This window comes from Klebsiella sp. RC2 (genome assembly GCF_014192815.1).
GTDB classification, from domain to species: domain Bacteria; phylum Pseudomonadota; class Gammaproteobacteria; order Enterobacterales; family Enterobacteriaceae; genus Klebsiella; species Klebsiella variicola.
In genome coordinates this window covers 64,249-88,218 of sequence record NZ_JACHYL010000006.1, presented here as the reverse complement: position 1 = coordinate 88,218, position 23,970 = coordinate 64,249, and the positions used below count along the sequence as shown (strand labels likewise).

At 62.3% G+C, this 23,970-nt stretch carries 26 protein-coding genes; 5 read left to right on the top strand and 21 right to left on the bottom strand.

Features of this window, described 5'->3' with window-relative positions; all coding sequences use genetic code 11:
* The first annotated feature begins 46 nt into the window (after positions 1–46).
* The 4 genes from FHW76_RS18645 to FHW76_RS18630 all read left to right on the top strand — a co-directional run bounded on the left by FHW76_RS18645 (position 47) and on the right by FHW76_RS18630 (position 3,615).
* The gene (locus FHW76_RS18645) at positions 47–973 is read left to right on the top strand and encodes an ABC transporter ATP-binding protein (RefSeq protein ID WP_008807399.1); all 927 of its coding nucleotides are present in this window, start codon (positions 47–49) and stop codon (positions 971–973) included.
* Positions 970–1,740: an ABC transporter permease gene (locus FHW76_RS18640; RefSeq protein WP_044614773.1), complete on the top strand. Its 771-nt coding sequence runs from the start codon at positions 970–972 to the stop codon at positions 1,738–1,740. The genes FHW76_RS18645 and FHW76_RS18640 overlap by 4 nt, the downstream gene beginning before the upstream one ends.
* A 122-nt stretch (positions 1,741–1,862) precedes the next feature.
* Positions 1,863–2,303 (top strand): PTS sugar transporter subunit IIA, encoded by a 441-nt coding sequence (locus tag FHW76_RS18635; RefSeq protein ID WP_008807397.1) that lies wholly within the window; start codon positions 1,863–1,865, stop codon positions 2,301–2,303.
* A gap of 58 nt (positions 2,304–2,361) precedes the next feature.
* Complete coding sequence (locus tag FHW76_RS18630; protein WP_008807396.1) at positions 2,362–3,615, top strand: polysaccharide deacetylase family protein; 1,254 nt, start codon at positions 2,362–2,364, stop codon at positions 3,613–3,615.
* A gap of 36 nt (positions 3,616–3,651) precedes the next feature.
* On the opposite strand, the gene panD is transcribed toward FHW76_RS18630, so the two are convergent.
* The 9 genes from panD to thpR all read right to left on the bottom strand — a co-directional run bounded on the left by panD (position 3,652) and on the right by thpR (position 10,647).
* Positions 3,652–4,032 (bottom strand): aspartate 1-decarboxylase, encoded by a 381-nt coding sequence (gene panD, locus FHW76_RS18625; protein ID WP_008807395.1) that lies wholly within the window; start codon positions 4,030–4,032, stop codon positions 3,652–3,654.
* Between the two features lie 93 nt (positions 4,033–4,125).
* Positions 4,126–4,980, bottom strand: coding sequence for a pantoate--beta-alanine ligase (panC, locus tag FHW76_RS18620; protein WP_008807394.1), 855 nt, complete (start codon positions 4,978–4,980; stop codon positions 4,126–4,128).
* Between the two features lie 11 nt (positions 4,981–4,991).
* Complete coding sequence (gene panB, locus FHW76_RS18615) at positions 4,992–5,783, bottom strand: 3-methyl-2-oxobutanoate hydroxymethyltransferase (protein WP_012968925.1); 792 nt, start codon at positions 5,781–5,783, stop codon at positions 4,992–4,994.
* 119 nt (positions 5,784–5,902) lie between these two features.
* Positions 5,903–6,382 (bottom strand): 2-amino-4-hydroxy-6-hydroxymethyldihydropteridine diphosphokinase, encoded by a 480-nt coding sequence (gene folK / locus FHW76_RS18610; RefSeq protein ID WP_012542831.1) that lies wholly within the window; start codon positions 6,380–6,382, stop codon positions 5,903–5,905.
* Entirely contained in the window at positions 6,379–7,773 is a 1,395-nt protein-coding gene (gene pcnB, locus FHW76_RS18605) for a polynucleotide adenylyltransferase PcnB (protein ID WP_071582539.1), read from the bottom strand. Before pcnB ends, folK begins: the two co-directional genes overlap by 4 nt.
* Positions 7,774–7,835: 62 nt before the next feature.
* Positions 7,836–8,717 carry a tRNA glutamyl-Q(34) synthetase GluQRS gene (gene gluQRS / locus FHW76_RS18600; RefSeq protein WP_023322074.1) on the bottom strand — a complete coding sequence of 294 codons (882 nt, stop codon included), beginning with the start codon at positions 8,715–8,717 and terminating at the stop codon, positions 7,836–7,838.
* Between the two features lie 59 nt (positions 8,718–8,776).
* Positions 8,777–9,232 (bottom strand): RNA polymerase-binding protein DksA, encoded by a 456-nt coding sequence (gene dksA, locus FHW76_RS18595; RefSeq protein ID WP_007749299.1) that lies wholly within the window; start codon positions 9,230–9,232, stop codon positions 8,777–8,779.
* A gap of 162 nt (positions 9,233–9,394) precedes the next feature.
* A complete protein-coding gene (gene sfsA / locus FHW76_RS18590; protein ID WP_008807388.1) occupies positions 9,395–10,111 on the bottom strand; it encodes a DNA/RNA nuclease SfsA in 717 nt (238 codons plus the stop codon).
* The gene (gene thpR, locus FHW76_RS18585; RefSeq protein ID WP_008807387.1) at positions 10,111–10,647 is read right to left on the bottom strand and encodes an RNA 2',3'-cyclic phosphodiesterase; all 537 of its coding nucleotides are present in this window, start codon (positions 10,645–10,647) and stop codon (positions 10,111–10,113) included. The genes sfsA and thpR overlap by 1 nt, the downstream gene beginning before the upstream one ends.
* A 72-nt stretch (positions 10,648–10,719) precedes the next feature.
* Here thpR and hrpB point away from each other — a divergent pair, with 72 nt between their 5' ends.
* Positions 10,720–13,149, top strand: a complete 2,430-nt coding sequence (gene hrpB / locus FHW76_RS18580) for an ATP-dependent helicase HrpB (protein WP_032732528.1) — start codon at positions 10,720–10,722, stop codon at positions 13,147–13,149.
* A gap of 46 nt (positions 13,150–13,195) precedes the next feature.
* On the opposite strand, the gene FHW76_RS18575 is transcribed toward hrpB, so the two are convergent.
* The 12 genes from FHW76_RS18575 to pulD are packed head-to-tail and all read right to left on the bottom strand — an operon-like array spanning position 13,196 to position 23,965.
* The gene (locus FHW76_RS18575; protein WP_183476896.1) at positions 13,196–13,996 is read right to left on the bottom strand and encodes an A24 family peptidase; all 801 of its coding nucleotides are present in this window, start codon (positions 13,994–13,996) and stop codon (positions 13,196–13,198) included.
* The gene (locus FHW76_RS18570) at positions 13,993–14,739 is read right to left on the bottom strand and encodes a type II secretion system protein N (protein WP_183476895.1); all 747 of its coding nucleotides are present in this window, start codon (positions 14,737–14,739) and stop codon (positions 13,993–13,995) included. Before FHW76_RS18570 ends, FHW76_RS18575 begins: the two co-directional genes overlap by 4 nt.
* Entirely contained in the window at positions 14,729–15,214 is a 486-nt protein-coding gene (locus tag FHW76_RS18565; protein WP_012968921.1) for a type II secretion system protein M, read from the bottom strand. Before FHW76_RS18565 ends, FHW76_RS18570 begins: the two co-directional genes overlap by 11 nt.
* The gene (gspL, locus tag FHW76_RS18560) at positions 15,207–16,403 is read right to left on the bottom strand and encodes a type II secretion system protein GspL (RefSeq protein ID WP_047667450.1); all 1,197 of its coding nucleotides are present in this window, start codon (positions 16,401–16,403) and stop codon (positions 15,207–15,209) included. Before gspL ends, FHW76_RS18565 begins: the two co-directional genes overlap by 8 nt.
* Entirely contained in the window at positions 16,396–17,376 is a 981-nt protein-coding gene (gene gspK / locus FHW76_RS18555; RefSeq protein WP_183476894.1) for a type II secretion system minor pseudopilin GspK, read from the bottom strand. The genes gspL and gspK overlap by 8 nt, the downstream gene beginning before the upstream one ends.
* On the bottom strand, positions 17,373–17,969 hold the full coding sequence (gene gspJ, locus FHW76_RS18550; RefSeq protein ID WP_008807379.1) for a type II secretion system minor pseudopilin GspJ: 597 nt from the start codon (positions 17,967–17,969) through the stop codon (positions 17,373–17,375). Before gspJ ends, gspK begins: the two co-directional genes overlap by 4 nt.
* Positions 17,966–18,331, bottom strand: coding sequence for a type II secretion system minor pseudopilin GspI (gspI, locus tag FHW76_RS18545; protein ID WP_004894160.1), 366 nt, complete (start codon positions 18,329–18,331; stop codon positions 17,966–17,968). Before gspI ends, gspJ begins: the two co-directional genes overlap by 4 nt.
* Positions 18,328–18,843 carry a type II secretion system minor pseudopilin GspH gene (gene gspH, locus FHW76_RS18540; RefSeq protein ID WP_049157074.1) on the bottom strand — a complete coding sequence of 172 codons (516 nt, stop codon included), beginning with the start codon at positions 18,841–18,843 and terminating at the stop codon, positions 18,328–18,330. Before gspH ends, gspI begins: the two co-directional genes overlap by 4 nt.
* Positions 18,843–19,265 (bottom strand): type II secretion system major pseudopilin GspG, encoded by a 423-nt coding sequence (gspG, locus tag FHW76_RS18535; RefSeq protein ID WP_002889054.1) that lies wholly within the window; start codon positions 19,263–19,265, stop codon positions 18,843–18,845. The genes gspH and gspG overlap by 1 nt, the downstream gene beginning before the upstream one ends.
* A gap of 20 nt (positions 19,266–19,285) precedes the next feature.
* Positions 19,286–20,500, bottom strand: a complete 1,215-nt coding sequence (gene gspF, locus FHW76_RS18530; protein WP_060876381.1) for a type II secretion system inner membrane protein GspF — start codon at positions 20,498–20,500, stop codon at positions 19,286–19,288.
* Between the two features lies 1 nt (position 20,501).
* Complete coding sequence (gene gspE, locus FHW76_RS18525; protein WP_048267463.1) at positions 20,502–21,995, bottom strand: type II secretion system ATPase GspE; 1,494 nt, start codon at positions 21,993–21,995, stop codon at positions 20,502–20,504.
* Positions 21,992–23,965 (bottom strand): GspD family T2SS secretin variant PulD, encoded by a 1,974-nt coding sequence (pulD, locus tag FHW76_RS18520; protein ID WP_162493344.1) that lies wholly within the window; start codon positions 23,963–23,965, stop codon positions 21,992–21,994. Before pulD ends, gspE begins: the two co-directional genes overlap by 4 nt.
* Between the last annotated feature and the right edge of the window lie 5 nt (positions 23,966–23,970).

The window sequence follows — 23,970 nt, the reverse complement described above, 5'->3', positions numbered from 1 at the left end:
AGTCAGGCGGGTTAATGACGTGTCACGACACGAGAAGAGATATTTAATGACCATTGCTCTGGAATTAAAACAGCTCAAAAAAACCTACCCCGGCGGGGTTCAGGCGCTGCGGGGAATCGACCTGCAGGTCGAGGCGGGGGATTTCTATGCCCTGCTGGGGCCGAACGGGGCCGGAAAATCCACGACTATCGGCATCATCAGTTCGCTGGTGAATAAAACCTCCGGTCAGGTCAATGTCTTTGGCTACGATCTGGAAAAAGACGTCGTCAATGCCAAGCGTCAGCTTGGCCTGGTGCCGCAGGAATTTAACTTCAACCCGTTCGAGACCGTGCAGCAGATTGTCGTTAACCAGGCGGGCTACTACGGCGTGGAACGCAAAGAAGCTGTCGCCCGCAGCGAAAAATACCTAAAACAGCTCGATCTGTGGGAAAAACGCAACGAACGCGCGCGGATGCTCTCCGGCGGGATGAAGCGTCGCCTGATGATCGCCCGCGCGCTAATGCATGAGCCGAAGCTGCTGATCCTCGACGAACCGACCGCTGGCGTCGATATTGAACTGCGTCGCTCAATGTGGGGCTTTCTTAAGGATCTGAACGATCGCGGAACCACCATTATCCTGACCACCCACTATCTCGAAGAGGCCGAAATGCTATGCCGCAACATCGGCATCATCCAGCACGGCGCGCTGGTGGAAAACACCTCGATGAAAGCGCTGCTGTCGAAGCTGAAGTCAGAGACCTTTATTCTCGACCTCGCGCCAAAAAGCCCGGTACCGAAGCTCGAAGGCTACCAGTACCAACTGGTCGATACCTCGACGCTGGAAGTCGAGGTTCTGCGCGAGCAGGGGATTAACAGCGTCTTTGCCCAACTGAGCGCCCAGGGGGTGCAGGTACTGAGTATGCGTAACAAAGCTAACCGTCTGGAAGAGCTGTTTGTCACGCTGGTGCATGAGCGAAAAGGAGAGTCAGCATGATGCAGCTTTATTGGGTCGCGCTGAAAAGCATCTGGACCAAAGAGATCCACCGTTTTATGCGCATCTGGATCCAGACGCTGGTGCCGCCGGTGATCACCATGACCCTGTACTTCGTGATTTTCGGCAACCTGATCGGGTCGCGCATCGGCGAGATGCACGGCTTTACCTATATGCAGTTTATCGTGCCGGGCCTGATCATGATGGCGGTGATCACCAACGCTTATGCCAATGTCGCCTCGTCGTTCTTCAGCGCCAAGTTTCAGCGCAATATTGAAGAGCTGCTGGTGGCGCCGGTGCCGACGCATGTGATCATCGCTGGCTACGTTGGCGGCGGCGTGGCGCGCGGACTGTGCGTGGGGATCCTGGTGACGGCGGTATCGCTGTTCTTTGTGCCGTTCCAGGTTCACTCCTGGCTGTTTGTCGCCCTGACGCTGCTCCTCACCGCGGTGCTGTTCTCGCTGGCGGGCCTGTTGAACGCGGTGTTTGCCAAGACCTTTGACGACATTAGCCTGATCCCGACCTTTGTGCTGACGCCGCTGACCTACCTCGGCGGGGTGTTCTACTCGCTGACCCTGCTGCCGCCGTTCTGGCAGGGGCTGTCGCATCTGAATCCCATCGTCTACATGATCAGCGGTTTCCGCTTCGGCTTCCTGGGTATCAACGATGTGCCGCTGGTGACCACCTTTGCGGTGCTGGTGGTCTTCATCGTCGCCTTCTATCTGCTTTGCTGGTCGTTAATCCAGCGCGGCCGCGGCCTGCGCAGCTGATGTTCATCACGGTTAGCGCTTCCTGATGCCAATACGCGAAGCGCTAACCGCTTATCTTTGACCGCCATCACCGATACGCCATCCTCCCCTTGCTACATTGTTGGCTGGCTAAGGAGGGAAGCATGCTTGGTTGGGTCATTACCTGCCACGATGAGCTGGCGCAGGAGATGCTGGATCGTCTTGAACGAAAATTTGGTCCGCTGGCCCAGTGCCGGGCGGTCAATTACTGGCGCAATCTCAGCAGTAATATGTTGAGCCGGATGATGTGCGATGCGCTGCATGCCACCGACTCCGGGGACGGGGTCATTTTCCTGACCGACAGAACCGGCGCGGCGCCTTATCGGGCCGCGGCGCTGATGAGCCACAAACATACCCACTGCGAAGTGATCTCCGGCGTCAGCTATTCATTACTTGAGCGAATGTATCTGCTGCGGAACACGTTAAGCAGCGAGGCGTTTCGCCAGGCCATCGTCAGCGCAGGCGGGCCGATGGTGAGCAGCCTGTGGCATCAGCAGCAGAAGAATCCCCCGTTCCGCTTGCGCCATGATACCTTCGGAAATTAAGCAGCGTGACAGATGCTGCTTTTGTTACAATAACTGCCGTTGATGGTTTACCGGTTCGATGCGCATGCTTGCCCGATTTTTTACGCTGCTTCTTTTACTGACCTCGCTCAGCGCTTCCGCCAGTCTGCTTAGCCAGCAGGGCAAGCCTGTACACTATATGCAGACCACCGAAGATGCGGTCATCTGGGCGCAGGTGGGGAATCATGTGGTCAGCGTCGGCAATGTGCGTGCCGGGCAGATCCTCGCGGTCGTCCCGACGGCGGCTGACTATTATGAATTTCGCTTCGGCTTCGGCACCGGGTTTATTGATAAAGGCCACCTCGAGCCGGTACAGGGTAAGCAGCGAGTGGAGGACCGACTGGGGGATCTCAATAAACCGTTGAGTAACCAGAATTTGCTCACCTGGAAAGATACGCCGCTCTACAACACACCCGCCGTGAGCAGCGTGCCGTTTGGTACGCTGGCCACTAACCTGCGCTATCCGATCCTCAGCAAGCTAAAAGACCGGCTCAATCAGACCTGGTTTCAGATCCGCATTGGCGACCGGCTGGCGTGGGTCAGCAGTCTGGATGCACAGGAAGATAATGGTATTCCCGTACTGACCTATCATCACATTCTGCGCGACGAAGAGAACACCCGTTTCCGCCATACCTCGACCACCACCTCGGTACGCGCCTTCAACAACCAGATGACCTGGCTGCGCGATCAGGGCTATACCACGCTGACCCTGTATCAGCTGGAAGGCTATGTGCGTAATAAAATCAACCTTCCGGCGCGGGCAGTGGTCATCACCTTCGATGACGGCCTGAAATCGGTAAACCGTTACGCCTATCCGGTACTAAAGCAGTACGGTTTTCATGCCACCGCGTTTATTATCTCCTCGCGTATTAAGCGCCATCCGCAGAAATGGGATCCGAAATCGCTGCAGTTCATGAGTATTTCTGAGCTCCGGCAGATCCAGGATGTTTTTGATATTCAGTCGCATACCCACTTCCTGCATCGGGTTGACGCCGGCCGCCGGCCGATTTTATTCAGCCGCAATTACCATAATATTCTGTTTGATTTCGCCCGCTCGCGCCGGGCGCTCAGCCAGTTTAATCCGCATGTTCTCTACCTTTCCTATCCCTTCGGCGGCTATAACGCCACGGCGGTGCAGGCGGCGAATGACGCCGGGTTTCATATGGCGGTGACGACGGTGCGTGGGAAGGTGAAGCCGGGGGACAATCCGTTTCTGCTAAAGCGGTTATATATCTTACGCACGGATTCGCTGGAGACGATGTCGCGGCTGATCAGTAACCAGCCGCAGGGGTAAACTTCGGCGCTGCGCCTGAGCGCGGCGCCGTGGTCATCAGGCGACCTGCACCGGAATCGCTTTTGCCTGGCGCTTCATTTCGTTGTCGCCTTCGAAGTAGGCGATGTTGGGCTGCCAGGTGCGCGCCTCTTCGTCCGACATGGTGACGAAGCTGGCGATGATCAGGATATCGCCGACGCTGGCGCAGTGCGCGGCGGCGCCGTTGACGGAGATGATTCTGGAACCCCGTTCGGCGGCAATCGCATAGGTGGAGAAACGATTGCCGTTGGTGACGTTCCAGAGGTGAATGGTTTCATTCTCCAGAATACCGGCCGCATCCAGGAAATCCTGGTCAATGGCGCATGAACCTTCATAGTGCAGGTCAGCCTGCGTGACTTTTACGCGGTGGAGCTTGCCCTGCAGCATATTACGCATCATAACTTCTACCCTTCAACCTTAATGTAGCAGAGCGGACAGGTCGTCCGCCCTGAGAAAAGCCCGGGCAAGTATTGCCCGATTTTTACCCGCTGTCTACTGACCGAGCGTGACGATCTGGTTGTCGATCAGGCGGGCCTGACCCAGCCAGGCGGCCATCAGGATCACCGCGCGCTGGCTGGCATCCGTCAGCTCAAGCAGGGTGTCGGCATCGCGGATCTGAATGTCGTCGGCGCGGAAGCCTTTTTCATTTAGCTCCTGTTCAGCGATAGCGATGATCTCATCGAGCTGGCGATCGCCGGCGGCCAGTTTTTCCGCCACCGCGCTCAGCACTTTGTAGAGGCCGGGAGCGATTTTGCGCTGGTCGGCGGTCAGGTAGCCGTTACGCGAGCTCAGCGCCAGGCCATCTTTCGCGCGGACGATCGGCACGCCGATAATCTCGATATCGTAGCCCATGTCGGCGACCATCTTGCGGATCAGCGCCAGCTGCTGAAAGTCTTTCTCGCCGAAGCAGGCGACGTCCGGCTGAACCAGATTGAACAGCTTACTGACGATGGTCGACACGCCGCGGAAGTGGCCCGGGCGGCTGGCGCCTTCCAGCATAGTGGACAGGCCGGGGACGTCGACGTAGGTCTGGCCTTCGGTGCCCTGGGGATAAACTTCCGCCGGCGTCGGCGCGAAGACAAAGTCGACATGGCGCTTGTTCAGCTTTTCGCAATCATCCTGCAGGGTACGCGGATAGCGCGCCAGGTCGTCGGCGCGGTCAAACTGCATCGGATTGACGAAAATACTGACCACCACCACGTCCGCGCTGGCTTTAGCCTCATCAACCAGCTTCATATGACCATCATGCAGGTTGCCCATCGTCGGAACCAGCGCGATACGCTTACCTTCCTGACGCAGACGGCGGATATGCTGACGCAGCAGCAGCACGGATTCAATAATCAGCACAACAAGACTCCTTAATGGAAACTGTGTTCTTCGCCCGGATAGACCCCGGATTCAACTTCGGCAATATACTGCCGTACCGCGGCGCGGATGTCGCCCGCTTCGGCAAGGAAATTCTTGGCGAATTTAGGGATGTGGCCGCCGGTGATCCCGAATGCGTCATGCATCACCAGGATTTGCCCGTCGGTGACATTGCCCGCGCCGATGCCGATCACTGGAATGGTCAGGGCGTCGGTAATGCGTTTCGCCAGTTCTACCGGGACGCACTCCAGCACCAGCAGCTGCGCGCCAGCCGCTTCCAGCGCTAACGCGTCGTCAAACAGGGTCTGCGCCGCATCGCCGCGCCCCTGCACTTTATACCCGCCGAATACGTTTACCGACTGCGGCGTGAGGCCGAGGTGGCCGCAAACCGGCACCGCGCGTTCCGCCAGCATCTTCACGGTATCGGCCAGCCAGGCGCCGCCTTCGAGTTTGACCATATTGGCGCCAGCGCGCATCACGATGGCCGCATTTGCAAAGGTCTGCTCGGGGGTGGCGTAGGCCATGAACGGCAGGTCGGCAAGCAGCAGGCTGTTCGGCGCACCGCGGCGGACGGCGCGGGTGTGATAGGCGATATCTTCCACGGTGACCGGCAGGGTGGAGTCGTGACCCTGTACCGTCATTCCCAGGGAATCGCCCACCAGCAGCACATTAATGCCTTCATCGGCGAACAGCTTCGCGAAGCTATGGTCGTAGGCGGTAATGGTGGCAAAGCGCTTCTTTTCCTGTTTGCATTTCTGCAGCAGGGCAATGGTGGTCGGTTTCATAACATTTCCTGATGATGAAAGTCATATTAACCGGCATTCTAACAGCAGCATTCAGAGGGGCAATGATTTTGGGCAACCGATTACGACGATCGCCGCAAATGCTAAAAAAGGAGAGGGGATTACCAGCTCGCGGGTTTTTCCGCGCCCAGATCATCCAGCACAGCGCGCAGCGCAGGGCCGTCAGGAAAATGGAGATCCGGAGCGATCTCGAACAGCGGCCAGAGCATAAAGCCGCGGTTTTTCATATCGTAGTGCGGAACGGTCAGGCGCGGGCTATTGATGACCTCATCGCCAAACAGCATGATGTCGAGGTCGAGCGTGCGCGGTCCCCAACGTTCAGCTTTGCGCACCCGACCCTGCTGCAGCTCGATGCGCTGAGTGTGATCGAGCAGCGCATCGGGCGCCAGGGTGGTTTCCAGCGCGACGGCGGCGTTGAGATAGTCCGGCTGATCCTGCGGGCCCAGCGGCGGCGTGCGGTAGAACGAAGAGACGTTCACCACGCGGCTGTGCGGAATATCGCCCAGCGCGCGGATGGCTGCCTGCACCTGCTCCAGCGGAGAAGCAAGGTTACTGCCAAGCGCGATATAGACCAGGGTCATGCGTTACCCTGACGCGGCGCGCGTTTGCGCGGACGACGGTGGCGACGGCGTGGCGCCGGATCGTCCCCGAGGTCGTTGAGCATGTCTTTTTGTTCCGGCGGCGCGGCAACCTGGAATTCGCCCCACCATTTGGTCAGACGCTGCAGTTCGCTGTTGTTTTCCGCCCCGGCACGCAGCTCCAGCAGATCGTAGGCGGCACGGAATTTCGGATGCTCCATCAGTTTCCAGGCGCGTTTGCCCTGGCGACGGGACATGCGCAGCTGCAGCTGCCAGATATCACGAATAAGGGTGGTAATGCGCTTAGGGATCGCCAGCGTACGGCAGGCTTCGTCCAGGACATCGTTCATCGCCAGAGCGAAGGCATCGTAGTATGCCAGGCCGCTCTCCTGGGCGATTTTTTGCGCCGTCTCCAGCAGCGGATACCAGAACATCACCGCGAAGAGGAAGGCCGGATTGACGCGCATGTCGTTATGAATGCGGTTATCGGTGTTCTTCAGCACCTGGCTGATGATCCGTTCCATCGGGCTGTCGCCGCGCTCGGTAAAGTAGCGGGTGATGGTCGGGAACAGCGGCTGGAACAGGTTGTATTCGCGCAGCAGCATGTAGGTCTGGTAGCCATACCCGGCCTGCAGCAGCTTAAGCACCTCTTCAAACAGGCGTGCCGGCGGCACGTCGTGGAGCAGGGTGGCCAGGCGCGGCAGCGGTTCAGCCGTTTCCGGGCTGATACGCATATCCAGCTTGGCGGCAAAGCGCACCGCGCGCAGCATGCGTACCGGATCTTCGCGATAGCGGGTTTCCGGATTGCCGATCAGGCGGATCACGCCGTCCTGCAGATCCTTCATGCCGCCGACGTAGTCGCGAACGGTAAAGTCAGCCACGCTGTAATAAAGGCTATTGATGGTGAAGTCGCGACGCTGGGCATCCTCTTCGATCGAGCCGAAGATGTTATCCCGCAGCAGCATGCCATTCTGGCCCTGCTGGGAGGTCACGCGATCGGTGGTGTGCCCTTCGTGGTGGCCGCGGAAGGTGGCCACTTCAATGATTTCCGGCCCGAACATGACGTGCGCCAGGCGGAAACGTCGCCCGACCAGACGGCAGTTGCGGAACAGCTTGCGCACCTGATCCGGTGTGGCGTTGGTGGTGACGTCAAAATCTTTCGGCTTTTTGCCAAGCAGCAGGTCGCGGACACCGCCGCCGACCAGCCAGGATTCGTAGCCTGCCTTGTTGAGGCGGTACATGACCTTGAGGGCGTTTTCACTGATATCTTTGCGGGAAATAGCATGCTGCTCACGCGGGATCACCGTCATAGGCATGGGTTCGACGGCGGCTTCTGCCTCGCGCTCCTCACGGCTTAGCACCTTACGGCAAAAATTAGCGACTCGGGTAAAAATGGTGCACCTCGTAGTGTCAGACGGACTTCAGATCAACTGTACAGTATAAAAATAGCGGCTAATCATAGCTCAGCGGGAGCCATTTGAGAATGCTCGATTTTTGCGGGCTGCCAGTTGGCGACGGCCTGACTGAGTAAATCGTCCATGCTCAGGGCTTGCCAGTCCTGGGCGATGTCCTGATTAAGAAACCGGAGCGCCCGGACAATTTCGGGGCGCGGATCGCCTTCCGGCAGCGCCGGTGCGTGGTTTTGTTTAGAGAGTTTATTCCCGTCAGCATTGAGGGCCAGCGGCAGATGGAGGTAGTCCGGCGCCTGCCAGCCAAAATGCTGATACAGTGAAATCTGCCGGACCGTCGGCTCAATCAGGTCAGCGCCGCGGACGATCTCGGTGATCCCCTGAAAGTGGTCATCAACCACCACCGCCAGATTGTAGGCAAACAGGCCGTCGCGACGGTGGATAATAAAATCCTCGCGCGCCAGCGGCTCGTTGGCGACCAGCGTGCCGCGCAGGCGATCGGTGAACTGCAGCACCGGACGGGTCTGGCGCAGGCGCAGCGCGGCGTTTTCCGCCCCCAGCCCGAGGTCGCGGCAGTGACCATCGTAGATCCCGCCTACGGCATGGATCCGCGCGCGGGTGCAGGTGCAGTAATAGCTCAGCCCTTGTTCACCCAGCCAGGCCAGCGCCTCGCGGTAAGCTTCATGTCGTTGCGACTGCCAGAGCACCTCGCCGTCCCAGTGCAGACCGTAGTGGTCAAGCTGGCGCAGAATGGTGTCGGCGGCCCCGGGGACTTCGCGCGGCGGGTCGATATCTTCAATACGAACGCGCCAGATACCCTGGTTCGCGCGGGCTTGCAGGTAGCTGCCGAGCGCGGCAATCAAAGAGCCGAAGTGGAGTTCACCGGAGGGGGAGGGAGCAAAGCGCCCAATATAGCGTGAGTCAGTCATGTTACGGACAACAGAACCAGGCGGGAGAGACTCCCGCCAGAGAGTGAGGCAGCAGGGGATTAGCCCGCCATCTGTTTTTCGCGAATTTCCGCCAGGGTTTTGCAGTCAATGCACAGATCCGCAGTCGGACGCGCTTCCAGACGGCGAATGCCGATCTCCACGCCGCAGGATTCGCAGTAGCCGAAGTCTTCATCTTCAACTTTTTTCAGCGTTTTCTCGATCTTTTTGATCAGTTTACGTTCGCGGTCGCGGTTACGCAGTTCCAGGCTGAACTCTTCTTCCTGGGCGGCACGGTCTACCGGATCCGGGAAGTTAGCAGCTTCATCCTGCATGTGCGTTACGGTGCGATCCACTTCATCCCTGAGTTGATTACGCCATGCTTCAAGAATACGCTTGAAGTGCGCCAGCTGGGCTTCGTTCATATACTCTTCGCCCGGCTTCTCTTGGTACGGCTCCACCCCAGCGATGGCGAGAATACTCAGGGACGATGTTTTACGGTTTTGCCCTTCTTGCATGTTGCTTCTCCTTAACACGCACTATCGATCCCCATGTGGGGGAAAATCAGGCCGCTATAAATAGCAGATGCTTTTCCGGATAGCAATTATCTAAACGTTACACTTGACAACCCTGTGAAGAAAAGCGTATTCGCGCTTGCGACCCGAACACTATTTAGCCACTTATTTCCCGGGGTTTAACACCACGGCAATCGGCTTATTCAGAGTCATCTTCGTCGTAGAAAGTTCCGCCTTCCAGGCGAGAATTTCCACCCCCTTGTCGCGGGCTTCTGTTAACAGCTGTGCGTATCTGGCATCAATATGATGCGCGGGAGAGAAACGGTCAATTGCCGAATGCAAAACGGCAAATAAAATCACCGCACGGTCGCCATTTGCCGCGACGGCCATCAGCTCCCGCAGGTGCTTCTGACCGCGCGTGGTTACCGCATCGGGAAAATAACCGTATTCTTTCTCCGCCAACGTAACCGATTTCACTTCAATATAGCAGTTTTGTCGGTCATCTGCCTGTAACATAATATCGATACGGCTATTCTCTTCGCCATATTTCACTTCGCTTTTCAGCTGGTTATAGCCGGAAAGCTCAGGGATTATTCCGGCGGAAATCGCCTCTTTTGCCAGCGAATTCGCGCGCAGCGTATTGACGCAAATAACCGCGCCCTGTTGCGTTTCAGTTAATTCCCAGGTGTGGGCATATTTGCGCTTCGCATTGTCAGAAGTGGAATACCAGACGGTGTCGCCCGGGGCGGCGCAACCGGTCATTGCGCCGGTATTGGGGCAGTGAAGCGTCAGCTCACGGCCATCGGGGGTAACCACGTCAGCAAGAAATCGTTTGTAACGTTTAAGCAAAATAGCGGGCTGTAACGGCGGATCAAACTGCATCAACTTTCCTTATGAAACGGATAACGTTCCAGCGCCGTGTAGCGCGTGCGCCCCCGGCCGAAGCTGGACTCATAAAGCACGAACTCGTTCACCGGAAACGACCAGTGAAAGCCGGGAGCCGGGATCGGCACCGCCTGGCGGGCATCGCGCCACAGGGTAATATGCGGATGAAACGGCTGCGGGCTCTGATAGCAGCCGCTGCGCGCCGCCTGAGCGCGCAGCATACTGGCGAGCTGCAGCAGGCCGCGCGGCGGCTGACGGGTCCCGAGCCAGACCACCCGTGAGCGCAGCCACTGTCCGGCATCGTCCAGCGTCAGGGTAAAGCCCGGCTGGCGCAGCCGGCCAGCGAGGGCGGCCAGCGCCCGCTGTTTTTCCGCGCTCACCTCGCCGAGAAACGCCAGCGTCAGATGGAGGTTATCCGCCGCGACGGGCCTGCCGGCATCCTCGGGGAAGTGGCTTGCCCGCCACTGGACGATCTGTTTCTGGACGGCAGACGGCAGTTCAAGCGCAAAAAACAGCCTTTTCGGCTCAGACATGATAGAGACTCGGTAATGAATTAGGGGGATGCTACAATGCGAGCCCCTGAATGTTAACCCCCGGAGCCTTTTGTGTCCTCATTGCCGGTTGCCGCCGTCCTCCCAGAACTGTTATCCGCCCTGCAGCACGCGCCGCAGGTTTTGCTCAACGCGCCGACCGGCGCCGGGAAATCGACCTGGCTGCCGCTGCAGATCCTCGCCGAGGGCAACATCGCGGGACGCATTATCCTGCTGGAGCCGAGGCGCCTGGCGGCGCGTAATGTCGCGCAGCGGCTGGCTGAACTGCTTGGCGAAAAGCCGGGGGAGACCGTGGGTTACCGCATGCGCGCCGAAACCTGCGTCGGGCCGCAGACCCGCCTGGAGGTGGTCACGGAGGGGATCCTGACGCGCATGATCCAGCGCGATCCGGAGCTGGCGGGCGTGGGGCTGGTGATCCTCGATGAGTTTCACGAGCGTAGCCTGCAGGCGGATCTGGCGCTGGCCTTGCTGCTCGACGTCCAGCAGGGATTGCGTGACGATCTCAAGCTGCTGATCATGTCGGCGACCCTCGATAACGATCGCCTGCAGCGTCTGCTGCCTGAGGCGCCAGTGGTGGTCTCGGAGGGGCGCGCTTATCCGGTGGAGCGCCGTTTCAACCCGCTTCCCACGCACCAGCGCTTTGATGAGGCGGTGGCGGTGGCGGCAGCGGAGCTGTTGCGACATGAACAGGGATCGATGCTGCTGTTTCTGCCTGGCGTCGGTGAGATCCAGCGCGTTCAGGAACAGCTGACGGAGCGCGTGGCGGAGGATGTCATCCTCTGCCCGCTGTACGGCGCGCTGCCCCTAAGCGAGCAGCGCAAAGCGATCCTCCCGGCGCCGGCCGGGAAGCGCAAAGTGGTGCTGGCCACCAATATCGCCGAGACCAGTCTGACCATCGAGGGGATCCGCCTGGTGGTCGACAGTGCCCAGGAGCGGGTCGCCCGCTTTGACCCGCGCACCGGCCTGACCCGGCTGGTGACGCAGCGCGTCAGCCAGGCATCGATGACGCAGCGTGCCGGACGCGCCGGCCGTCTCTCTCCGGGGATCTGCCTGCATTTGCTCGGCAAAGAACAGGCGGAACGGGCGGCGGCGCAGAGCGAACCGGAGATCCTGCACAGCGATCTGTCGGCGCTACTGCTGGAGCTGCTGCAGTGGGGCTGCCACGATCCGGCCGCGCTGGCCTGGCTGGATCAGCCGCCCGCGGTGAACCTGGCCGCCGCGCGCCGCCTGCTGGAGGCGCTCTCGGCGCTGGACGGCGAGCGGCTGTCGGCGTTTGGCCGCAAAATGGCGACCCTCGGCAACGAGCCCCGGCTGGCGGCGATGCTGGCCGCCGCGCAGACCGATGACGAGGCGGCGACGGCGGCCAGGCTGGCGGCGATCCTTGAGGAGCCTCCGCGCGGCGGGCTGGTGGATTTGGGCGCCGTCTTTTCCCGTCAGCAGACCAACTGGCAGCAGCGGGCGCAGCAGCTGATGAAGCGTCTGGCCCGCCGCGGCGGCCAGCCCGATGCCGAAGGAATGGCGGAGTTGCTGGCGTCGGCCTTCGCCGATCGCATCGCCCGCCGCCGCGGTCAGGAGGGGCGCTACCAGCTGGCGAACGGCATGGGCGCGATGTTGGACGCCGACGACGCGCTGGGCCGCCATGAGTGGCTGATCGCTCCGCTGCTGCTGCAGGGCAGCGCCTCGCCGGATGCCCGCATGCTGTTGGCTCTGCCAGTGGATATCGGCGAGCTGATCGCCGCCCGTCCCGAGCTGGCGCAGCGTTCCGACACGGTGGAGTGGGATGAAGCGCAGGGGACGCTGAAAGCCTGGCGGCGGACGGTGATAGGCCAGTTGGTGATCAAGACCCAGCCGCTGGCGAAGCCCTCTGAGGCGGAGCTGCATCAGGCGATGCTCAACGGTATTCGTGAGAAAGGCCTCGGTGTGCTCAACTGGACGCCAGAGGCTGAGCAGCTGCGACTGCGGCTGCAGTGTGCGGCGCAGTGGTTGCCGGAAGAGGCGTGGCCCGCGGTGGATGACGCTTCGCTGTTGGCCTCGCTGGAGGCATGGCTGCTGCCGCAGATGAACGGCGTTCACTCGCTGCGGGCGCTGAAGGCACTGGATCTGCGTCAGGCGCTACAGGACTGGCTGCCGTGGCCGCTGCGCCAGAAGCTGGATCGCGAGCTGCCGACGCACTATACCGTGCCGACCGGCAGCCGTCTGGCGATCCGTTACCATGCGGAGAACCCGCCAGCGCTGGCGGTACGTATGCAGGAGATGTTCGGCGAGGCCACGACGCCGGTTATCGCCGAGGGGCGGGTGCCGCTGGTGCTGGAGCTGCTGTCGCCCGCCCAGCGTCCGCTGCAGATCACCCGCGATCTGAGCGCCTTCTGGCAGGGAAGCTACCGCGAGGTGCAAAAAGAGATGAAGGGACGCTACCCGAAACACGTCTGGCCGGACGATCCGGCCAACACCGCCCCGACCCGGCGCAGCAAAAAATATTCGTAGCCGTCTGGCCGGGCGGTATCCTGCCCGGCCAGGCGGGCAGTAACCGCTAGACCATCTGCTGCCAGAGAAAAATGCCCCCTCCGGCCAGCGCCAGCCAGGGGCCGAAGGCCAGCGGCTGCTGCAGCGACTGCCGGGTCCACAGGCGCTGCAGCAGGGTCCACACCAGCCCGCAGGCCGAGGCGAGCAACAGCACCTGCGGCAGAACCTGCCAGCCGCACCAGGCGCCCAGCGCCGCCAGCAGCTTAAAATCGCCATAGCCCAGCGCCTCTTTCCCGGTCAGCAGGCGGAACAGCCAGTAGACCGACCACAGCGCCAGATAACCGGCCATCGCCCCGGCGACCGCGTCCGGCAGGGCAATGTACACCTCGTTAAGATTGAACAGCAGCCCGGCCCACAGCAGGGGCAGCGTCAGACGGTCGGGCAACAGCTGGGTCCGGGCGTCAATCCGCGCCAGCATCAGCAGGAACGAGAGCAGCAGCAGGCCGCCCGCCAGCGGCAGGCCCGGCGCGAGCAGCGCCCCGGCGAGGATAAACAGCAGGCCGGTGGCCAGCTCGGTCAGCGGATAGCTCCACGCGATGGGCGCCTGACAGCAGCGGGCGCGACGGCCCAGCCAGAGGAAACTGAGCAGCGGGATATTGTCCCGCCAGGCGATCGGCTGGCGGCACTGCGGGCAGGAGGAGCCCGGGGTGCAGAGGGTTATCCGCTCGTCGTCCGCGGTCTGGGTCAACATGCGCGGCAGACGATAGATCACCACGTTGTAAAAGCTGCCCAGCGCCAGGCCGAACAGCAGCAGGAAGCCATACCAGACAAGGGGAAAGTGCAGCGATAATGCCGTTAATGTCGTCATTTTTGCTCCTGGGGTAACCATTTTCCCTGAATCTGCCACGGTGTGCGACCCGGCTCGTTTTTAGAGGCGGGGCGCGTCACCAGCAGCGCCAACAGCGGCGGCATTCCCTGCCGGGGCTGTAGCGTACCGCGAAACAGATAGCGGCCATCGGGCGACAGGGTCCCCTGGCCGCTGAGGCTCAGCTGATGAGAATCCTGGCGGAGGGTCAGCGCCACGGCGCCGTCCGCCGTACAGCGGAAGGTGCCATTAACCTGGGTCAGCTCCAGGCTGCCGACCGGGGAGTGCAGTCGGGCCTGACGCCACTGCGCGCCTCCGGCGGTGATTTGTCGGCAGCGCCCCTCGCTGAAGTGCGCTTCGGTCAGGCTGAAAGTGACCTCTCCCTCGGCGCTGACGGGCATGGTCGACATCAGCCAGCGGCTGAGCAGGCTGGCGGGGGCGGTGAGCCGCCCCTCCTGCAGGCGCAGATCGCGCAGGCCCCACAGCTGGGCCTGACCCTCCACACCGCGGGGATCGCTGAGAGAGACCTGCCAGCCCGCCAGGGTCAGCGACCACGCCAGTCGTTCAAGCCGTTCGCCATGCCAGTAGACCGGCTGCGCCACGCCGCGCCAGACGCTGCCGCTAAGGCTGCCCACCTGTACGCCGGGCGGCAGCATCGGGACCAGCAGGCGCGCCGGGGCGGTAGCAGCCAGCCACAGCAGATAGAGCGCCAGCAGCAGCGCCACCGCGATCCCTTTAGCTTTCATCGTCGCGCTCCAGCAGCAGATGGTTGACCATAACCCAGCCGGGCCGCGACGGCTGCCCGGTCACGGACAGGGAGACCGCGTTGACGCCACGCATCGCCGGGGCGTCGAGCCACGCCATCAGTGCCTGGAAGGTGCAGGGCTGGAGGGTGACCTGCAGACGTTTTCCCTGCGGCTGCAGGCGGGCGACGGCCAGCCCGTGGCTCGCCGCCTCGCGCATCACCAGGGCGGTGAGCGCTTCTTTTGCCGTCGGCGTGGGCTGCTGGCTGAGCTGCTGCAGGCGCGGGCTCTGCTGCGTCATCCAGCGCAGGCTGGCCTGCTCTTTCATCAGGGTTTGTCGCCACTGCGCCTCACGGGCTCGCCAGGGCTGCCACAATCCGTACCAGAGGGCGCATACCACCAGCAGCCCCGCGAGTCCGAGCAGCAGGCGTTGCTCGGACGGCGTGCGCTGCCGCCACCAGATAAGCAGATTAGCCATTGTTTTCCTCCAGCGTCAGTTGTCCCTCAATGCCATCCGGTTTCGTGGTCATGTCGCCTGGCCGGACGCGAAACCGCGGCTGCGCCCGCTGGGTGAACTGCTCCAGCGCCCGGGAAGAGACCGCGGCGATATCCAGCTGCAGACGGTTGCCCGCGGCATCCCAGCTCAGCGTCCGCAGGCGGATCCCCGGCGTGTCGCTGAGGATGTTTTGCAGCGCGCTGAGGCGATCGACGAGGGGGGCATGCTGCGCCTGACGGGCGAGGGTTTGCAGGTGTTGCTGCATCTGCAGTCGCGGATTAATCACCTTTTTCTCCGTCGGAAACCAGCGGTGATAGAAAGCCCGGCTGGCCTGCTGCGCCGCCTCGGCCTGACGCGCCAGATCGAGATGGTCCAGCACGCTGTTTGTCCCCACCAGTAACGCCAGAGCCAGTGCGGCATATTGCGCCGAACGCCAGGTCGCCTGTGCAGGCTGCCGCCGACGGACGGCAAACTCCCCCTGCAGCAGACTGAGCTGCTGCGTTGCCGGATAGCGTGCGGCAAGGGTCAGCAATGTCTGCGCAGGTTGCGCCCGCCAGACGCCCGGCGCCGCAGGCGGCGGTGAATAGCTGTCGATGACTGGTTCTTCCGCCTCGCTCTGCAGCAGCTCCGTCAGCCAGACGTTTTCCGCCGCCATGCCGCCCCACGGCTGGTGGCGGATCAGCCACTGCTCGTCCACCTGCACCGCGCTCCACGCTGGCGGATGCCAGGGCAGGGCCAGCACGTCGGGCGTCAACGCCAGGGGCCGAAGGGAGAGCGACTCGCAGCGGGCCAGCCAGTCGCGCATTTTTTGCCGCTGTACGGCGACGATCTCGCACTGCGCCTGCTGGCGGTGGAGCAAGGCAAAATGGGTGGCTTCGACATCGTCGGCCAGCTGCTCTTCCAGCAGGAATGGGGCGACCTGCAGCGGCGGTTTACGCAAGCCCGCCGGCAGGGTGAGCGAGTGAAACGCGCAGTCGCTGGCCGGGATCAGCACCCAGGCGGGGTAGTGCGCCGCCAGCGCCGGGAAAGGGCTGGCGTCGTCAGCCGGCCACCGGCCGCTGGTCTCGTGGTGTGGCTCGCCGGGGGCGAAGAGTTGCCAGTGCAGCGGCGCCAGCCCGGGGGCGAAGCGCACGATCAGCATGGCCTGGGGAGAAGCGTTAAACTTATTCATCGACCACCATAGAAAGTCCATATCGCCGCTGGACGACGGTAAACGTGCGCCCCTCCTGTTGCAGGACGCTGTGCAGCTGAAAGCGAAGATTGCCGGTCACCACGGTAAAGGCGGCGATAAAGCGCGTGCTGTGCACCGTCAGCCAGGGGCGGGCAAGCGTGGTATCGGTTTTCTGCAGCGTCGGCTGCGCGAGAAACGCAGCGACGCTGCTCCATCCGGTTCGCGGGCGGTTGTGCAGCAGTTGTTGCGCCTCCTGCAGCGTCAGCTCGCCGGGAAAGAGGGCCACCAGCAGAGCGGCCTGGGAGGGCCGCAGGGTGTTGACATTGACCTGCAGCGCGTCATCCGGCTGGACGCAGACGAAGGGGAGCAAGCGCTGATAGAGGGCGGCGTCCATACCCGCCAGCAGGCGCAGCTCGCTGACATCCTGCATCGGCTGGTTGGCGGCGAGATAGCCCGGGGTTTGCGCCATGTAGACCTCATCCTCTGCTCCGTTCAGCCGCGGCTGGCCGTCGCTGTCCGTCCAGTCGCCAAGGGCGGCGGCGATCTGGCTGGCGCGCAGCGGCGATTCGCCGAGCAGCGCCAACAGCCGGACGAAGACGTCGGTCGGGTAGGGCGTTCCGCCGCTGGTTTCATCCGCGCGATGGTTGATGGCATTGAGGTTAAAGCAGGCGCGCCCGTCGCGGATCGTGGCGCGGATTTCACCATCGTCGAGGGTAAAGCGGCGCCCCTCCTGCGCCCAGCTTTGCGCCAGGTTCGTTTGACGGGGCGAGTCCAGCGCGTCGCGTTGCAGCAGCGCGGCGGCCATGTTTTCCGCCGCCAGGGCGTACCATCTGGCCTGCAGATTATCGAGGGTCACGGCGGTATGCTGATACATGACCGCGGTGCGTTCGGTCATGGCGCTGGCGAGGATCATCATCAGGGCGAGGATGAACAGCACCATCAGGAGCGCGACGCCGCGTTGCCGATTTTTCACTGGCTGCCTCCCGGGGTGAGTAAAAACAGGCGGGTTATCTCCCCGCTGTTCGCCAGCGTCAGGGTGATCTCCAGCCCTTGCGGCAGCGTCTGCGAGCGATCCCAGGTCTCCTGCCAGCGTCCGTCGGCGTAGAAGCGCAGACGAAACGCCGTCACCTCGCGCAATACCACCCGAACCGTCGGCTGGCTGCCGGTCAGCGGATCCTGCTGATCGAAGCTCAGTCGCTCAAGCTGTTGCTGGCGCAGACGGTAGCTGACGTTCTGGATCTCCGAGCGCGGGAGGATCCCCAGTGGGTTCGGCCAGCCGCTGCGGCTGAAGGCCAGCCCCCAGTCGTCGCTCTGCAACTGGAAACGTCCGGCAAAGAAAAGCGTGTCGCTGTTTCTGGCGCGACGGGGAATGATGTGCGTGACATCGTCGGCGATCTGGCGAAAGGCGCGCTGGAGGGCGGCGATCTGCTGGCTCTTCTCGCGGGTCAGGCCATCGGCGCGGATGACGTTCTGCAGTACCATCACGGCGGCGGCGCTAAGGACGGCGAGGATAGCCAGCGCCAGCAACGTTTCAATCAGGGTGAAACCGCGCATTTTCGTTATCATGGCGGCGTCACCCAGGTGCGCAGGGTCGCCAGCGGCGCGGGATCGCTTTTTTGCCGCCGGACCTCCACGTCCAGCGCCCGCAGCTGCGGCAGCGCGGTTTCCACTCCCTGCCAGCGGACAAACCAGCGCGTTCCGGCGGCTTCCACGGTGGTTTCGGACCAGCTGAGGGCGGGCCAGCGTTTCTCCAGCCGCAGCTGCACCAGCTGATTATCCGCCAGCCAGCTGGCGAGGATTTTCTCTTCCATACGCCCAAGCTGGCGCGTCTGCTGCAGGGTGGACTGCATCACCGCCAGACCGGCGAGGGCGAAAATCACCAGCGCGACCATCACTTCGATAAGCGTCATCCCGGCCTGGCGTTTCATGGCTGCTCCCGCGCCGCCAGCGGCTGGCTGTCACCCTGGGCGTCGATGGTGATGCCCGTCGCGGCGTCAATCCGCAGCTGAAACGGTGTGACTTCGCCGCCTGGGAAGATCAGCACGTCGGGCTGCTCGCCTGGCGTCCACGCCTGGCCGTCGGGAAAGCGCAGCGTCAGCCTGGCCCGGGGGAGGGTTTCCGCCGTGGTGACGCGTCCGGCCTGCAGCGGCAGCCACTGCGCGTTGCCCCAGCGGTCGTCAGCCGCCGCCGGAGCGTCTTCGTCGGCAGGCTGCAGGCGCATAAACTGCCAGCGGTCAGGGTGGATGACGATCCCGAAGAGCTGACCGGTTTGCTGCCCGCGCTCGCGGACAAAATCCAGCTGCGCCTGAAAGCGCGCCAGGATCTGTGTGGCCTCCTGGGTGCGGGCGGAGGGAAACGCCAGCAGCACCATGCTGGCGCTGACGCCAATCAGCAGCAGGACCAGCATCATCTCAAGGAGCGTGAAACCGCGCTGAGACACTATTTCTTCCCGAGGGTCCAGTTGCCGATGTCGTCATTGGTGTCGGGCATCCCGTCCGGGCCGACGCTGAAGACGTCGATGGCGCCATGCTGACCCGGGCTTAACAGCTGATACTCATTTCCCCACGGGTCCTGCGGCAGGCGGCGGATATAGCCGCCTTCCGGGTAGTTGCGGGCGTGCGGCTCGGCGGCCGGGGCGGTCACCAGCGCCTGCAGTCCCTGCTCGGTGTTGGGGTAGCGGCTGTTGTCCAGTTTATACATATCCAGCGCCCCCTCGAGCGCCACCAGATCGCTGACGACTTTCTGGCGGTCCGCTTTCTCCTTGTTGCCCATCAGGTTGGGCACCACCAGGCTGGCGAGAATGCCGAGAATGACGATCACCACCATAATTTCCAGTAACGTGAAACCGCGTTGCCGTTGCATAGTTTTCTCCATTAATACAGTTACATACTCATAAGGGTGTTCAGTTGCAGGATCGGCTGCAGGATGGCCAGCACGATAAACAGCACCATGCCGGCCATGGTGACCACCAGCAGGGGTTCAAACAGACTGAGGGCCATCTGGATCTGCGCGCTCAGCTCTCGGTCCTGGTTCTCCGCCGCGCGCTCCAGCATCGCGGTCAACTCGCCGCTCTGCTCGCCGCTGGCGATCATGTAGCGCATCATCGGCGGGAACAGGGCGGTGGATTCCAGCGCCCGATGCAGACTGACGCCTTCGCGTACCGATTCGCTGGCCGCCGCCAGCTGGCTGCGCGCCCAGGCGTTGCTGAGGACGCCGGCGCTGATGCGCATCGACAGCAGCAGCGGCACCGCGCTGGCATTGAGAATGCTTAAGGTGCGGGCGTAGCGTGCGCTGTTCACGCTGCGCGCCACGCGGCCGATGACCGGCAGGCGCAGCAGCATCCGGTCCCAGGCGAGCCGCCGGCCGGGCTGGCGCAGCAGATAACGCAGCGTCAGCAGCGCCAGTAGCGACAGCAGCACCAGCCAGGGCCCCGCGCTGCGCACGATATCGCTCAGGCTCATCAGCAGCCGGGTGGAGAACGGCAGGGCCTGTTTCAGATGAACAAACTGCTCAACGACTTTTGGGACCACAGTGGAGAGCAGAATGGCGATCACGCTGATGGCGACCAGCGTCAGCACGATGGGATAGATCATCGCCTGCAGCAGGCGGGCGCGAAGCTGCTGGCGCTGCTCGGTATAGTCCGCCAGCCGGTTCAGCACGCCGTCGAGATGGCCGGAGGTTTCGCCGGCCGCCACCATGGCGCAGAACAGCCCGTCGAAGCAGGCGGGATAGCCGCGCATCGCCTCCGCCAGCGAGTGGCCTTCGAGTACTTTGCTGCGCACCCCGGCCATTAACGTTCTTAGCGGCGCCTTTTCGCACTGCTGGGCGACGGCATCGAGCGCCTTTTCCAGCGGGATCCCGGCGGCGACCAGGGTGGCCAGCTGGCGGGTGAGCAGGGCTAAATCACCGGCGCTGGTGCGCCGGGTGAGGGATCCGCCGCGCCACAGCCGGCGCGCCGGGTCGGCGGCGGTCACTTCCAGCGCCAGCCAGCCGTTGTCCCGCAGCAGCTGGCGGGCGTGGCGGGCGGAGTCGGCCTGCTGAACGCCGCGGCGGGTTTTGCCCTGCGGGTCCAGTGCCTGATAGCGAAACAGGGCCATCTCAGACGCTTTCCGTCGTTTGCTGTTCGGTGACCCGCATCACCTCTTCCCAGCTGGTGATCCCCGCCAGCGCTTTGTCGCGTCCGGCATGACGCAGGGTTTGCCAGGCTGGCCCCAGCTGCTGGATCAGGGTGATCTCATTCTCGCCGCGGTGGATGGCGGCGCGGACGCGGTCGTCAACCAGCAGCAGTTCATGAATACCGGTGCGTCCGCGATAGCCGATGAAATTACACTCCGGACAGCCTTTGGGCTGCCACAGCCGCGCGCCGACCGGGACCGCCATCTGCCGGGCGGTGTCGGCATCCGCCTGCGTGGGCTGACGGCAGTGCGGGCACAGTTGGCGCACCAGCCGCTGCGACATCACCGCCAGCAGCGACGTGGAGAGTAAAAAAGGCTCCACGCCCATATCCTGCAGACGGGAAATGGCGCCCAGCGCGCTGTTGGTGTGCAGGGTCGACAGCACCAGGTGTCCGGTCAGCGAGGCCTGGACGGCGATCTGGGCGGTTTCGCCATCGCGGATTTCCCCCACCAGTACCACATCCGGATCCTGGCGCAGTATGGCGCGCAGGCCGCGGGCGAAAGTCATATCGACTTTGGCGTTGACCTGAGTCTGGCCGATGCCCTCCAGCTCATACTCCACCGGATCTTCAATGGTCATGATATTGCGTTCGTGGGCGTCGAGGCGGCTGAGGGCGGCATACAGGGTGGTGCTTTTCCCTGACCCGGTCGGCCCGGTGACCAGAATAATGCCGTGTGGCCGGGCGATCAGCGCGTCGACCCGATCGAGCAGAGCGGGGGGCATGCCCAGCGTCAGCAGATCCAGGTTGACGCTGTTTTTGTCCAGCAGGCGCAGGACGACGCGTTCGCCGTGGCTGGAGGGGAGGGTGGAGACGCGCACGTCGATCGCCCGCCCGCCGATGCGCAGCGCCATCCGCCCATCCTGAGGGATCCGTTTTTCAGCGATATCCAGGCTGGCCATCACCTTGATACGCGAAATTAACAGCGCGGCCAGCCGCCGCTGCGGGCGCAGAATTTCGCGCAGCACGCCGTCGACGCGAAAGCGGATCTGCAGATGGCGCTCATAGGTTTCGATATGAATATCCGAGGCTTTCTCTTTGATGGCCTCGGTGAGCATGGCGTTGATCAGGCGGATGATCGGCGCGTCGTCCTCGCTGTCGAGCAGATCGTCGCTGTCCGGTAGCTCTTCGGCGAGGGTATAGAGGTCGAGCTCATTGCCGATATCGGCCATCATGCGGTGCGCTTCCGCCGAGTCGCGCTGATAGCTGAGCACCAGCACTTTCTCGAACGCGTCCGGCGCCAGACGGCTGACGCTCATCGGGCCGTCCGCCAGGCGACGCGCTTCCAGCAGCGCCCGGGCGGCGGTATCGGGGCGGCACAGCGCTTCGCAGCGTTCGCCGTCGCTGAGCAGCACAAGATGATGCGCGCGGGCCCAGGCAAAGGGCAACAGCGGACGGCGTTCGGCGACTGGCGTCATGGGCGGCCTCCGAGGTTAAAGGCGTCAATGGCGGCGCTGACCTGGCGGAAGGCCTGGGTCTCCTGCTTTGGATAGATGTGCAGCAGGTCGTTGCTGAGCGTCGCTTCGCTGCTGTCTTTGCCCCGCTGTTTGGTTTGCGCATTGTCGAATGCGGTGTACTGGCCGGAAGAGGCCTGACGGTACTCATCACGATCGCGAATGATGGTCGGGCGGATAAACAGCATCAGGTTGCGTTTCGACACTTTCTTGCTCTCGGAGCGGAACAGGGCGCCGATCACCGGGATGTCGCCGAGCAGCGGCACTTTGTCGGCGGTATCGGTGACGCTTTTATCCAGCAGCCCGCCAACCACCACCGTTTCACCGCTGCCGACCAGCACGGCGTTATTCACCGTCCGGGTATTGAAGGTCGCGCCGAGATCGCTACTGGTGCTGGAGGCCGAGTCGGCGACGCTCGATACCTCCTGCTCAATCTCCAGCAGCACGGCATCGCCTTCGTTAATCTGCGGTTTCACCTTCAGCTTAATGCCGACGGTTTTGCGCTCGACGGTATTAAAGATGTTGTCGCCGGAGGTGGTTTGCGAGCCGGTTAATACCGGAACTTCCTGGCCGACGTTAAAGGTGGCTTGCATGTTGTCGAGGGTGACGATGCTGGGGGTGGCCAGAATATCGTTCTTGGTACTGCTGGAGAGGGCGGTGAGCAGCATCGCCCAGTTCCCCTGATAAAAGCCGGCGGCGATACCGTTAAACGAGCCCAGAGCGCTGGCCAGCGAGCTGCTGACGGTACCGTCTTTGTTGTATTGGTTGGCGCCAGCGATAACCGTGGAGATCGGCAGCCCGCTGTTGGTGAACTGGGTCATGCCGGCATTTTTATTGGCCCACTGGATACCGAGGTTGAGGCCGTCGGCATCCTGCACTTCGGCGATAATCGCCTCCACCAGCACCTGCGGGCGGCGGATATCGAGCTGGGCGATTACTCGCTCAAGATCGTTCATCACGTCCGGCGCCGCGGTGACGATCAGGGCGTTGGTCTGGCCGTGGGCTTTGATAATGATATTTTTGTCGATCGCGGCCACCGGTTTGGCGCTTTGCTTATCGTTCTGCAGTGAGCTGCTGATCCCGGTGAGGACCTCCACCAGATCGGCGGCTTTGGCGTACTTCAGGTAGATCACTTTGGTGTTGCCCTGCACCGCCTGCTGGCGGTCGAGCTGTTTGATCATGGCGATAATGCGCTGGCGCGAGTTCGGCTCGCCGCTGACCAGTACCGCGTTGGTGCGCTCATCGGCCACCACGTTCGCCACCATCGAGCCCGGCAGCGCCGACTTACTGCTGTCTTTATTGAGCTCGGTAACCAGTTTGACCACCTCCGCGGCGGAGGCCCAGGAGAGGGGAACGGTCACCACGCTGCGATCCCCGGCGTTGTCGACGCGCTCGACAATGGTCAGCAGGCGTTTGATGACCGCTGCGCGGCCGGTCATCAGCAATACGTTGGAGGGCTCATAATGGACCACGCTGCCGGCGCCGGCGTTATCGTTCAGCTGGCGAAGCAGCGGGGCGAGATCGCGGGCGGCGACGTTGGTCAGGGGCACCACCCGGGTGACCACTTCATCGCCTTCGCCCGGTGCTGCCTCGCTGGCGACCGGGACGGCCGAGGTTTTCGCATCTTTAGCCCGCACCACCTTCAGTACGCCGTTATTCATATTGATCACGGCGAAGCCATACACATCCAGCACGCTAAGGAAGAATTGATAATATTGCTCTTCATTGAGCATATCGTAACTGCGTACGGTAATGGTGCCGCGCACGCTGGGATCGATAATCACCGTTTTATTCAGGTTTTTGCTGACGGTATTGATAAATTCCTGGATATCGGTGCCTTTAAAGCTGGCGGAAAATTCTTCTGCGATGGCCGGACGAAATAGCAGCGGCGTTAATATCAGCAGCACAGTCAGCATTTTCCGCAGTCGTTTTATGGTTG

Bases quoted from the DNA above. Each gene is read 5' to 3' on its own strand.
- folK (WP_012542831.1), bottom strand. From the start codon at position 6,382: ATGACCCTGGTCTATATCGCGCTTGGCAGTAACCTTGCTTCTCCGCTG.
- panD (WP_008807395.1), bottom strand. From the start codon at position 4,032: ATGATGCGTAATATGCTGCAGGGCAAGCTCCACCGCGTAAAAGTCACG.
- thpR (WP_008807387.1), bottom strand. From the start codon at position 10,647: ATGTCTGAGCCGAAAAGGCTGTTTTTTGCGCTTGAACTGCCGTCTGCC.
- FHW76_RS18570 (WP_183476895.1), bottom strand. From the start codon at position 14,739: ATGAAAGCTAAAGGGATCGCGGTGGCGCTGCTGCTGGCGCTCTATCTG.
- dksA (WP_007749299.1), bottom strand. From the start codon at position 9,232: ATGCAAGAAGGGCAAAACCGTAAAACATCGTCCCTGAGTATTCTCGCC.
- FHW76_RS18565 (WP_012968921.1), bottom strand. From the start codon at position 15,214: ATGGCTAATCTGCTTATCTGGTGGCGGCAGCGCACGCCGTCCGAGCAA.
- gspJ (WP_008807379.1), bottom strand. From the start codon at position 17,969: ATGATAACGAAAATGCGCGGTTTCACCCTGATTGAAACGTTGCTGGCG.
- FHW76_RS18630 (WP_008807396.1), top strand. From the start codon at position 2,362: ATGCGCATGCTTGCCCGATTTTTTACGCTGCTTCTTTTACTGACCTCG.
- FHW76_RS18575 (WP_183476896.1), bottom strand. From the start codon at position 13,996: ATGACGACATTAACGGCATTATCGCTGCACTTTCCCCTTGTCTGGTAT.
- gspG (WP_002889054.1), bottom strand. From the start codon at position 19,265: ATGCAACGGCAACGCGGTTTCACGTTACTGGAAATTATGGTGGTGATC.
- gspE (WP_048267463.1), bottom strand. From the start codon at position 21,995: ATGACGCCAGTCGCCGAACGCCGTCCGCTGTTGCCCTTTGCCTGGGCC.
- gspI (WP_004894160.1), bottom strand. From the start codon at position 18,331: ATGAAACGCCAGGCCGGGATGACGCTTATCGAAGTGATGGTCGCGCTG.
- FHW76_RS18645 (WP_008807399.1), top strand. From the start codon at position 47: ATGACCATTGCTCTGGAATTAAAACAGCTCAAAAAAACCTACCCCGGC.
- panB (WP_012968925.1), bottom strand. From the start codon at position 5,783: ATGAAACCGACCACCATTGCCCTGCTGCAGAAATGCAAACAGGAAAAG.
- gspF (WP_060876381.1), bottom strand. From the start codon at position 20,500: ATGGCCCTGTTTCGCTATCAGGCACTGGACCCGCAGGGCAAAACCCGC.
- FHW76_RS18635 (WP_008807397.1), top strand. From the start codon at position 1,863: ATGCTTGGTTGGGTCATTACCTGCCACGATGAGCTGGCGCAGGAGATG.
- FHW76_RS18640 (WP_044614773.1), top strand. From the start codon at position 970: ATGATGCAGCTTTATTGGGTCGCGCTGAAAAGCATCTGGACCAAAGAG.
- gluQRS (WP_023322074.1), bottom strand. From the start codon at position 8,717: ATGACTGACTCACGCTATATTGGGCGCTTTGCTCCCTCCCCCTCCGGT.
- gspL (WP_047667450.1), bottom strand. From the start codon at position 16,403: ATGAATAAGTTTAACGCTTCTCCCCAGGCCATGCTGATCGTGCGCTTC.
- sfsA (WP_008807388.1), bottom strand. From the start codon at position 10,111: ATGCAGTTTGATCCGCCGTTACAGCCCGCTATTTTGCTTAAACGTTAC.